11 protein-coding genes and 1 pseudogene are annotated in these 10,409 nt (G+C 64.5%); 6 read left to right on the forward strand and 6 right to left on the reverse strand.

The window, feature by feature from the left end:
• Positions 1-57: 57 nt before the first annotated feature.
• The gene (locus AKL29_RS01350; protein WP_028336591.1) at positions 58-540 is read right to left on the reverse strand and encodes a CinA family protein; all 483 of its coding nucleotides are present in this window, start codon (positions 538-540) and stop codon (positions 58-60) included.
• A gap of 173 nt (positions 541-713) precedes the next feature.
• Between AKL29_RS01350 and AKL29_RS01355 the strand changes: the two genes are divergently transcribed.
• The 4 genes from AKL29_RS01355 to AKL29_RS01370 all read left to right on the forward strand — a co-directional run bounded on the left by AKL29_RS01355 (position 714) and on the right by AKL29_RS01370 (position 3,938).
• A complete protein-coding gene (locus AKL29_RS01355; RefSeq protein WP_050382537.1) occupies positions 714-1,790 on the forward strand; it encodes an amidohydrolase family protein in 1,077 nt (358 codons plus the stop codon).
• Entirely contained in the window at positions 1,787-2,896 is a 1,110-nt protein-coding gene (locus AKL29_RS01360; protein ID WP_050382539.1) for an amidohydrolase family protein, read from the forward strand. The genes AKL29_RS01355 and AKL29_RS01360 overlap by 4 nt, the downstream gene beginning before the upstream one ends.
• 1 nt (position 2,897) lies before the next feature.
• Positions 2,898-3,311: a Rieske (2Fe-2S) protein gene (locus tag AKL29_RS01365; RefSeq protein ID WP_016846808.1), complete on the forward strand. Its 414-nt coding sequence runs from the start codon at positions 2,898-2,900 to the stop codon at positions 3,309-3,311.
• Positions 3,312-3,425: 114 nt separating this feature from the next.
• Entirely contained in the window at positions 3,426-3,938 is a 513-nt protein-coding gene (locus tag AKL29_RS01370; RefSeq protein ID WP_050382540.1) for a class I SAM-dependent methyltransferase, read from the forward strand.
• A gap of 39 nt (positions 3,939-3,977) precedes the next feature.
• Here AKL29_RS01370 and tcuB read toward each other — a convergent pair whose 3' ends face one another.
• The 4 genes from tcuB to AKL29_RS01390 all read right to left on the reverse strand — a co-directional run bounded on the left by tcuB (position 3,978) and on the right by AKL29_RS01390 (position 9,109).
• The gene (gene tcuB, locus AKL29_RS01375; RefSeq protein WP_050382542.1) at positions 3,978-5,081 is read right to left on the reverse strand and encodes a tricarballylate utilization 4Fe-4S protein TcuB; all 1,104 of its coding nucleotides are present in this window, start codon (positions 5,079-5,081) and stop codon (positions 3,978-3,980) included.
• Positions 5,082-5,097: 16 nt separating this feature from the next.
• The gene (tcuA, locus tag AKL29_RS01380) at positions 5,098-6,498 is read right to left on the reverse strand and encodes an FAD-dependent tricarballylate dehydrogenase TcuA (RefSeq protein ID WP_193395180.1); all 1,401 of its coding nucleotides are present in this window, start codon (positions 6,496-6,498) and stop codon (positions 5,098-5,100) included.
• Between the two features lie 128 nt (positions 6,499-6,626).
• Positions 6,627-7,937 carry an MFS transporter gene (gene tcuC, locus AKL29_RS01385; protein WP_028336585.1) on the reverse strand — a complete coding sequence of 437 codons (1,311 nt, stop codon included), beginning with the start codon at positions 7,935-7,937 and terminating at the stop codon, positions 6,627-6,629.
• A gap of 272 nt (positions 7,938-8,209) precedes the next feature.
• The gene (locus AKL29_RS01390; protein WP_028336584.1) at positions 8,210-9,109 is read right to left on the reverse strand and encodes a transcriptional regulator GcvA; all 900 of its coding nucleotides are present in this window, start codon (positions 9,107-9,109) and stop codon (positions 8,210-8,212) included.
• A 118-nt stretch (positions 9,110-9,227) separates the two neighbouring features.
• Between AKL29_RS01390 and AKL29_RS01395 the strand changes: the two genes are divergently transcribed.
• Positions 9,228-9,446, forward strand: a complete 219-nt coding sequence (locus tag AKL29_RS01395) for a DUF1127 domain-containing protein (protein WP_050382544.1) — start codon at positions 9,228-9,230, stop codon at positions 9,444-9,446.
• Positions 9,447-9,517: 71 nt separating this feature from the next.
• Complete coding sequence (locus AKL29_RS01400; protein ID WP_050382546.1) at positions 9,518-10,141, forward strand: GNAT family N-acetyltransferase; 624 nt, start codon at positions 9,518-9,520, stop codon at positions 10,139-10,141.
• Between the two features lie 159 nt (positions 10,142-10,300).
• On the opposite strand, the pseudogene AKL29_RS44120 reads toward AKL29_RS01400, so the two are convergent.
• Positions 10,301-10,409: pseudogene (locus AKL29_RS44120) on the reverse strand (short-chain dehydrogenase/reductase); the annotation flags it as partial.

A 10,409-nucleotide genomic window follows, 5' to 3' on the forward strand; every position in this document is an offset into this window, starting at 1 on the left:
CTTCAGTGATTCTCGCCCCGCGTCGTCCCGGCTTTCGCCGGGACGACGCTGTTGGAATTACCGCTCCAGATTCTTCAACAGCAATTCGAGCGCCGCCTTCGCAAATGCCTGCATGTTCGCCTGCCGGTCGCCGCTCGCGGTCTCCAGCGTGATCACCTGCTGGCGGGGGCCTGCGACCGCCATGCAACTGTGGCCGGCGGCATCGCCGTAGCGGTTGCCGGTCGGGCCGGCGGCACCAGTCTCCGACAATCCCCAGTCGGTCGAGAGGCGTTCGCGAATCTGCCGCGCCAGCAATTGCGCGTAGGGTTCCGATGCCGAGCGGATGCCGCGCATGGCGTCGTCGGGAATGTCCATCAGCGCACGCCGCGCGTCGCGGGTGTAGATCACGCCGCCGCCGAGGAAGTAGGCCGACGCGCCGGGAACCGCGAGCAGCGAAGCGGAGATCAGTCCGCCGCTTGAGGATTCCGCGACCGCAATCGTCTGCTTGTTCGCGATCAGTTTTGCGGCGACCTGTTCGGCGATGGATGTGAGCGCGTTCATCGGCCTTCTTTCTCGTTGCCTGCCATGAAAATCCCGTGGGGCGTTCTGCCTTCCTAGCACACCACGCAGGCTTTTGCCGAGTTGCAGGCCGCGGCATGGCCTGATTGAATGCAAGACAAGAACCAAGCGCCGCCCGACAAGCTTGTGGTGAGAGCGTGCGCGGAGGAAACATCATGACGTCGCCGATTGCGGGCGGCGTGGATTGCGATCTGCATCCCGCCGTGCCTCACCTCACCAGCCTGCTGCCGTACATGAACGACTACTGGCGCGACCAGGTGACGACGCGCGGCATGACCGACCTGATCTCGCAATCCTATCCCACCAATTCGCCGATCTCGTCGCGGCCGAACTGGCGTCCCGCGCAAGGCAAGCCGGGCTCGAGCCTTGCGGACATGCAACGCCAGGCGCTCGACAGGTTCGGCGCGGCCTACGGCATCTGCAATCCGCTCTATGGCGTGCAGATGGTGTTCTCCGAGGACATGGCCGATGCGTTCTGCCGCGCGCTGAACGACTGGCTGGTCAAGGAATGGCTCGACAAGGACGAGCGCCTGCGCGGCTCGATCGTGATCCCGGTGCAGAGCATCGAGAAGGCGGTCGCCGAGATCGAGCGCTGTGCGCAGGACAGGCGCTTCGTGCAGGTGCTGATGCTGGTGATGGGCGACATGCCGCTCGGCAAGCGGCACTACTGGCCGATCTACGCCGCGGCGGAACGGCTCGGCCTGCCGGTCGGCATCCATGCCGGCAGCGCCTATCACAATCCGCCGACCTCGGTCGGCTGGGGCTCCTATCACATCGAGGATTATGTCGCGCAGGCACAAGCGTTCCAGACCCAGCTCACCAGCCTGATCGTGGAGGGCGTGTTCGCGCGCCATCCGAATCTGAAAATGGTGATGCTGGAGTCAGGCTTCACCTGGCTGCCGCCATTCCTGTGGCGGCTGCACAAGTTCTGGCGCGGCGTGCGCATGGAGACCCCGTGGGTCGACCGCGCGCCGCTGGAGATTGTGCGTAGCAACATCCGCTTCTCGCTGCAGCCGGTCGATGCGCCGCCGGACGGAGACACGCTGAACCGCCTGTTCGACCATATGCAGTCGGACGAATTGATCCTATTCTCCACCGACTATCCGCATTGGCAGTTCGATGGTGACGAGGTGCTGCCGCGGGGGTTGTCGCAGGATCTGGTGTGCAAGATCATGATCGATAATCCGCATGCGACCTATGGCCGGCTCAAGGTGAAGGAGATGACGCCATGAACATCCAGCTTCGCGAGCGTCCCGAAACCGCATCGCCGACCAGCGTCAAGACCGCGATCGCCGACTGCGACATCCATCCGGCCCGCGCCACCAAGGATGAACTGTATCCTTATCTCGAAAAGCGCTGGCATGCGCATCTCGAGACCTTCGGCGTCCATGCCTATCAGGGCATGATGGAAGGCCCGCCCTATCCGAAGGCGCAGCCGAATGCGTCGCGCCGCGATGCCTATCCGCCGGAAGGCGGCCCGCAGGGCTCGTCGCTGTCCTTCATGCAGAAGCAGCACCTCGATCCCAATAATGTCGCGCTCGGCGTGCTCAACCCGCTCAACACCGGACAGGGCATCCGCAACCAGGATCTCGCCGGCGCGATCTGCACGGCGATCAACGATTGGCAGATCGAGAAATGGACCAGCAAGGATTCCCGGCTGAAAGGCTCGGTCGTCGTCGCCAATGAGGATGGCGTGTCGGCCGCCGCCGAAATCCGCAAGCGCGCGGGCGACACAAATTTCGTCCAGGTGCTGCTGCTGAGCCGCAATGTCGAGCCGCTCGGCCAGCGCCGTTACTGGCCGATCTATGAGGCGGCGCAGGAGGCCGGCCTTCCGATCGGCGTGCACGCCTTCGGCTTCGGCGGTAATCCAATCACCGCGTCGGGATGGCCGAGCTACTATATCGAGGAGATGGTCGGGCATTCGCAGTGCCAGCAGACCGCGCTGGCGAGCCTCGTGCTCGAGGGCGTGTTCGAACGCTTCCCGAAATTGAAGATGGTGATGGTCGAGGCCGGCTTCGGCTGGGCGCCGTCGCTGGCTTGGCGGCTCGACAAGGTGTTTTCGCGGCTGCATGCCGAAGTGCCGCATCTGAAGCGCAAGCCTTCGGAATATATCCGCGACCACATCTGGTGGACGACGCAGCCGATGGAGGATCCGGAGAGCCGCGACCATCTGTTCCAGACCATCGAGTGGATCGGCTGGGACAGACTGTTGTTCGCGACCGATTACCCGCATTGGGATTACGACGAGCCGTCGCGCGTCCTGCCGGCCGGCGTCAGCGACGCCAATCGCCAGGCGTTCTATCTCGACAACGCCAGGCAGCTGTACGGTATCACATAAGATGGCGCGGCATGTGATCGCCCCGGTGGACGAACTGCCGCCGGGTTCGCGAAAATTCCTCGAGATCGACGGACGGCCGATCGCCGTCTTCAACGTCAAGGGCGAGTTCTTCGGCCTGCTGAACCGCTGCCCGCATCAGGGCGCGGCGCTGTGCGAGGGGCCGCTGATCGGGCTCGCCTCATCGTCCGACCCCGGCGAGATCGAATACACCAAGCTCGGTGAGATTCTGCGCTGCCCCTGGCACGGCTGGGAGTTCGACATCCGCACCGGCCAGTCCTATTGCGATCCGCGCCGATTCCGCGTGCGCGCCTATCCGGTCAGCGTCGAGCCGGGCACCAATGTGGTGAAGGGGCCGTATGTCGCCGAGACCATCAAGGTCGCGGTGGAGAGCGACTACGTGGTGGTGGATTTGTAGCCGCGAGGGTCCCGAAATCCTGTTCACCGGAGATGGCAATCGGTGAGCGTCATGCAAAGCATCCTCCTGCGTGCGTTTGGCCGTCCTCGGGGTCTCCTGGGGAGGCTCGGCGGCATGATCATGGCGCGCAGCAATGCAGATTGCGGCGCGTGGGTCGCAGATCGTCTCGAGGTCGGACCTGATGACAGCGTGCTCGAAGTCGGGTTTGGTCCCGGCGTCGTCATTCAACGCCTGTCGACCTTGGTGCCGGCGGGACGCGTCGCGGGCATCGATCCGTCGCAGGAGATGGTCGGGCAAGCTCGCGCCCGGAACGCGGCCGCGATCGAGGATGGTCGTGTCGAGCTTCGGCTTGGCTCCGTGGAACGCATGCCATTCGATGCGGACAGCTTCGACGCGGCGCTGGCGATCAACTCGATGCAAGTCTGGCCGGACGCCGTCGCCGGGCTACGGGAGGTCCGGCGCGTCATGAAGCCGAGCGGCAGGATCGCGCTCGGCTTTACGCGCTACTCCGGACAGCCCAAGGAAGGGGTCGCGGAAAGGCTGGCAGCAGCCGGCTTCACGAGGGTTCAGCTGGTCGAGACAAATGAGTGGTTCTGTGCCCTGGCGACAAAGCCCAATGCAGGATGAGTTCGTAAGCGGGGCTACGCTCCGCCAACCCACCACCATTCATTCCGCCATCATCTGCCGTTCGCGCGCATAGCGCACCAGCGCGACGAAGCGGTAGATACCGTGCACGAATTTGCCGTAGGGCATGGTGATGAACAGCGCGAACACCACGCCGAGATGCAGCGCAAGCAGCGGACCCATCGCGGCGGTCTCGCGCCACAGCAGCAAGGCGAGGCCGGTGATGCTGGTCAGGAACAGCATCAGGATGAACGCGGTGTCCATGCCCATACGCTGCTCGTCGACCAGCACGCGGTCGCGCTTCCATTTCTCGCCGAGCAGGCCGAGCGGGCCGACCACGAGCCCGATGCCGCCGAGCGTGCCGAGCACGACGGGCAGGTCCCACCACGCATAGGGCGCCTCGCGCGCCAGGAGGTAGTGATACAGCGTGCCGACGCAGGTCGCAGCGAAGCACAGCGCGAAGCCATAGAAGGTGAAGTGGTGATACAGCTTGCGGCGGTCGGTCGGCTGGTCGTCCTCGTTGAAGCAGCCGACACCGCCGCCGTCGAGATAGCGCAGCTCGCCGGCGTCGCGGACCGCCTGCAACAGCGCCTTCGCATCCGTCGTCATGCCGACCGGCTTGCCGATGTCGCGCCAGAACGCCCGCACGCCCATCACCAGCGCCAGGATCGCGTAGAGCAGGGCCAAGCCGAACAGCAGCGCCATCGCATTGTGCGGCATCAGTTTGTAGAACGCGCCGGGACCGGTGTGGATGCCGGTGAGCACGCCGCGATCATTGACCGCGGCGAAGCCGAAGATGAAGGCGGCGACGCTGAGCGCTGCGATCAGGCTGATGACGAGGCCGTTGCGCGCGAATGCGCCGGCAAAGGCGCGCGGCCAGGCATAGGCGGCATAGGATTCGGCGCGCGCGACCGCCAGTGTCTTCGGTACATTGACGTTGAATTCGTGCGGCGGCGAGAACTGGCAGTCGGCGTAGCAGGCGCCGCAGCTATGGCAGAGGTTGGCGAGGTAGTTGAGATCGCCGTCGGAGAAGGCGCGACGCATCTCCATCGCGGGAAACACCGCGCACAGGCCCTCGCAATAGCGGCAGGAATTGCACACCGTCATCAGACGGTCGGCTTCCTGCAAGATCCTCGTCCCGTGCATCGCGTCAGTCCCGCCTTCAGTTCCGGGCATTCTTGGCTGCTTCTCGGCCGGCGACGCGACCGAACACGCTGCCGATGGTCATGCCGATGCCGGCGGCATAGCCCTTGCCGAGCACGTTGCCGGCCATGATTTCGCCGGCGGCGAACATGTTGGCCGACGGCTTGCCGTCCTTCATCAGTATCCGCGCCTCCCTGTTCACGCGGGTGCCGAGATAGGTGAAGGTGATGCCGGGCCGCACCGGATAGGCGAGATAGGGCGGCGTGTCGATCCGGCGCGCCCAATGCGTCTTCGGCGGCGTGATGCCTTCGGTAGCGCAGTCGTCGAGGATGGTGTGGTCGAAGGTGCCGGGCTGCACCGCGGCGTTGAACTCGGTGATGGTCTTTTCCAGCGCGGCGGCGTCGAGCTCGAGCTTGCCGGCGAGTTCGGCAATCGTCGCGCCCGCGATCGGCGGAAACAGCGTCGGCATGAAGCTTGTCACCACGGTCGAGTCGAAGATGATGTAGGCGATCTGGTCCGGCTGCGCGGCGACCAGCCGGCCCCAGATCGCATAGCGCTTGGGCCAGATATCCTCGCCCTCGTCGTAGAAGCGTTCGGCATGCTTGTTGACGACGATGCCGAACACGACCGAATCGTGGCGCGTGATGATGCCGCCGTCGAATTTCGGCGCGCGGGCGTCGATCGCCACCGCATGGCATTGCGTCGGATCGCCGATCTCCCGCACGCCCTTCGCGAGCAGCATCTTGAGGATCGTACCGCGATTATAGGGCGTGCCGCGGATCAGGAAATTGGCGGCCGCATCGCCCCAGGACTCCTTCAGCCATTCGATGTTGGCCTCGAAGCCGCCGGCGGCCGCAACCAGGGTCGAGGCGCGGACCTCGGTCTTGCCGCCGACCGGCTGCTTCAGCTGCGCCGAAAGGAACATGCCGTCCTCGACCGTGAGATCGATGACCTCGGCATCGTAGAGGATGTCGACGCCGAGTTCCTCGGCGGTGCGATAGAGCGCGTTCAGCATCGCGCGGCCGCCGCCGAGGAAGAACGAGTTGGTGCGGCCAAGGCTCAGCGTGCCGCCGAGCGACGGCTGCCAGCGCACGCCCTGCTCGACGATCCAGTTCAGGATGTCCTTGGACTCGTGGATCATGAAGCGGGCCAGTTCCTCGTCGGTCTGGCCGCCGGTCACCAGCAGCAAATCCTTCCAGAATTCCTCCTCGGTGTAAGGACCGGTGAGGATCTCGGTCGCCGCGTCATGGGCGCAGCGCATGTTGCGGGTGTGGCGGGTGTTGCCGCCGCGATAGAATTTCGGGGCGCCTTCCAGCACCAGGACGGAGGCGCCGGCGCGCCGTGCGCTGATCGCAGCGCAGAGTGCGGCGTTGCCGCCGCCGATCACCAGCACGTCGAACCTGCGCGTCAGATCAACCATGCGCTCTTGTTATCGTTGTTGGCATGGAAAGCAACACGGCCGGGCGCATGAGCATGATCCGGAAAAGCGTGTCGCGATTTTCCGGAGAAGTCATGCCCAGCGAGCCCGCCCGGCCGCGAAGTGGAATATCAGGCCGCAACGGTCTCGCGCTGCTCGATGGTCTGGCCGCCACGATAGACGATCAGCGCGGCGACGATGCCGAGAGCTGCGGCGCACATCAGCCAGTAGCCAGGCGAAGCCTTGTCGCCCGTCCGCTGGATCAGCCAGGTCGAGGCGAACGGCGTGAAGGTGCCGAACAGCCCGGCCGCAAGTGCAAACGCCAGCGAGAAGCAGGTGGTGCGGACATGTGCCGGCACGATCTCGACCAGGCAGCCCAGCATGGTGCCGCTGTAGACGCCGAAATAGAACGAGAACATCATCTCGACCGCCAGCATCTTGCCGAACGAGGGATTGGTCACCAGCCAGTGCAGCGCCGGATAGGCCGTGATGAGGGACAGGCCGGCGATCGCCAGCAGCACCGGCTTGCGGCCGATCCGGTCGGACACCGCGCCGCCGACCGGATTCCAGATGAAGTTGGTCACGGCAACCAGCAGCGTCACCAGCAGCGCATCCTGGGTCGAGAGCTTCAGCACGGTCTTGCCGAAGGTCGGCGTGTAGACGGTGACGAAGTAGAAGGTGGTGGTGGTCAGCACCGCGATCATCATGCCGAGCACGACGATGCGCCAGTTCGCGATCGCCGAGGCGAACACCTCGCTTGCGGTCGGATGCTTCTTCATCGCCAGGAACGCCGGGGTCTCCTCCAGCGTCCGGCGCAGGAAGAAGATCACCGGGATGATCAGGCAGCCGACGAAGAACGGGATGCGCCAGCCCCAGGAGGCAACGGTTGCGGCCGGCATGCTCTCGCTGAGGACGAAGCCGAGGATCGAGGCGACGAAGATCGCGACCTGCTGGCTCGCCGACTGGAACGAGGTGTAGAAGCCGCGATTGCCGGGCGTGGCGATCTCCGCGAGATAGACCGAGACGCCGCCGAGCTCGACGCCGGCGGAGAAGCCTTGGAGCAGGCGCGCGATCAGCACGATGATCGGCGCCGCAATACCGATCGTCGCATAGCTCGGGCAGAGCGCGATCACCACGGTGCCGATAGCCATGATCGACAGCGTCACGATCAGGCCCTTGCGGCGGCCGATGCGGTCGATATAGGCGCCGAGCACGACGGCGCCGACCGGGCGCATCAGGGCGCCGAGCCAGAACACGCCGAACGCGTTGAGCAAGGCGGCGGTCTCGTTCTCGGAGGGGAAGAAGGCCTTCGCAATCGCCTGGGCATAGAAGCCGAACAGGAAGAAGTCGAACTGCTCGAGGAAATTGCCGCTGGTCGCGCGCAGGATGGCGCCAAGACGCGATTTGATCTGCGGGACTTGCGATGAACTCGACTGCGACATAACGCCCTTTCCTCCCCGTGACAAAAACGGCCGGCGCAAATTGTCTCGCCGGCCAAAGCAGTTAACTGCCATGTGCGGCAATTTGGCACGGCTGTCCGGCTCGACCAACCCGGAATCGCGCGGGGGGCTATGGGAAAAAAGCCGTAGATGGAAATCGCAGCGAGCCTTTCGAGCGAAGGGGATACCGGTTCGCGCGAAGAAACCTCGTCAAAACAACGATCTAGCGCTTCGACTCTGGTAGGACCGAAGCCCCGGCCGTCGCGTGCGCCGCATCAGGGCGCGGCGTGCGCCGTTGTGCCGAGCCAGCTTCGGAACGCGGAGAGCTTTGGCGTATCGGCGCGTCCCTGCGGCGAAACCAGGTAGAAGCCGGCGTCGGCCGGCAGCGCGATCTTGAAGGGAACCACGAGGCGACCCTTGGCGATGTCGTCCTGCACATAGGAGGTGCGGCCCATCGCGATGCCGATGCCGTCGATCGCGGCCTGGATCGTCACGAACAGCAGGTCGAAGGTGACGCCGGGCTGCTTGGAAATATCGGTCGGCAGCCCCGCCGCAGTCAGCCACAGCCGCCAGTCGTCGCTGTTGGCGTTGCTGGTGTGCAGGAGCGTGTGATCCCTGAGGTCTTCAGGGCATTTCAGCGGCCTGGTTCCCTGCAGCAGCGACGGACTGCACACCGGAAACAGCTCATCCGCCATCAACCAATCTGCACGCAGGCCCGCCCATTGGCCGCGGCCATAGCGGATCGCCGCATCGACCTTGTCGCGCTGGAAGTCGACCAGGCTGGTCGAGGTAGTGATGCGAACGTCGATGCCGGAATGCGCCTCCTGGAAGGCCGACAGCCGCGGCAGTAGCCATTTGGCGGCAAGCGATGCCAGCGTCGAGACCGTCAGCACGTGATCGTCGTCCCTGCGCAGCAGGCGATCGGTGGCGAGCCTGAGGTCGTTGAAGGCGGCCCGGACGCCGGGAAGGTATTCGGCAGCCTCCGGCGTCAGGCTCAGCGAGCGGTTCTGGCGGACGAACAGGCGGACGCCGAGTTCCTCCTCCAGCCGCCGGATCTGATGGCTGATCGCGGTCTGCGTCACGTTCAGTTCGGAAGCCGCCAGCGTGAAGCTCATATGCCGCGCGGCGGCCTCGAACGCCCTCAGGCCATTCAGCGAAGGCAGGCGGCTGGTCATTCCTGGAGTGTCTCCAAATACATGACTTTAATTCATGCGAAACGGTACAAAGTGTCGTTTGTGAGCGGGCTGAATAGCTCCGATATTAGCGCCAACAGGTTACCGATAGGAGCCGCAGATGTCCATTTTCACGCATGAATCGATGACAAATAATCATACCCAAAATCATCACGCATCGGGCCTGCTGAACCAGGTCGGCGAGACCCTTCACGTCTGGTGGGAGCGCTACGAACGCCGCCGCGAGTTGTCGCAGTGGACCGAGCGCGACCTGCACGACATCGGCATGTCCCGCAGCGACATCGTGTTCGAAACCGAGAAGCCGTTCTGGCGGGCCTGAGAAGGACGCCACCGCTGGCGTCGCCTCGATCGAGGGACGCCAGCCCAATTTCTTCACCCGAGGAGCGTGTCATGGTTGCGCTGCATCTCGACGATCTCAAGCAATACTCTGACGTGCTGCGCGCCAAGAACGGCAGCGAGGTCAAGGTGCGCTTCGTCGAGCCGCGCGACCGCGAGGAGCTGCAGAGCTACATCCGCTCGCTCTCCGCGGGATCCCGTTACAACCGCTTCCTGGGCGCGTTGAGCGAGCTGCCGAAGACGGAGCTCGAGCGTTTCATCCATGTCGGCGAGGCTGACCGGTTCACGGTGGTCGCGACGATGCTGGTCGATGGCTTTGAGACCATCGTCGGCGAAGCCCGCTACGCCTTCCATGCCGATAATTCGAGCGTCGAGTTCGGCCTGTCGATCGATGACCGGTGGCAGGGCAACGGCATCGGCAAGGCGCTGCTCAGGAATCTCGAATGCCGCGCGGCGTCCTTCGGAGCCGCGCGCATCTTCGGCGACACACTGCGTTCCAATGCGACGATGATCGGCCTCGCCCGGAAGTTGGGCTACGCCTTCAGCCAGAGCCCCGGCGACTGGAAGCTGGTGCGCTTCGTGAAAGAGATCCACGTCGAACCGCAAGACATTCCCTGTGCCAGCTGGCGGCTTGCCGCCACTTCCCGCTCGGCCGCGATGTCCTCGCTTGCGGTTTGACTGACTGGCCCGGTTCTGGCCCCTCCAGAACCGGGCCCTTTTCTCTAGCCCGTGCCTTTGCCGCGATTTCCGCTCGTCATGCGCGGGCTCGACCCGCGCATCCATCGAGCGAAAGCGTTTCTTTCGATGGATTGCCGGGTCAAGCCCGGCAACGACGGATCAGGCTTCCTCCGTAAAATCCGTCGACGTCGCCACCGTCCGCCATTCCGCGAGCTCCCTCGCGACGAACGCATTCTTGGTCTCGATCCGCTCCACGGTGTCGCTGCCG

This window comes from Bradyrhizobium pachyrhizi, assembly GCF_001189245.1.
Taxonomy (GTDB): domain Bacteria; phylum Pseudomonadota; class Alphaproteobacteria; order Rhizobiales; family Xanthobacteraceae; genus Bradyrhizobium; species Bradyrhizobium pachyrhizi.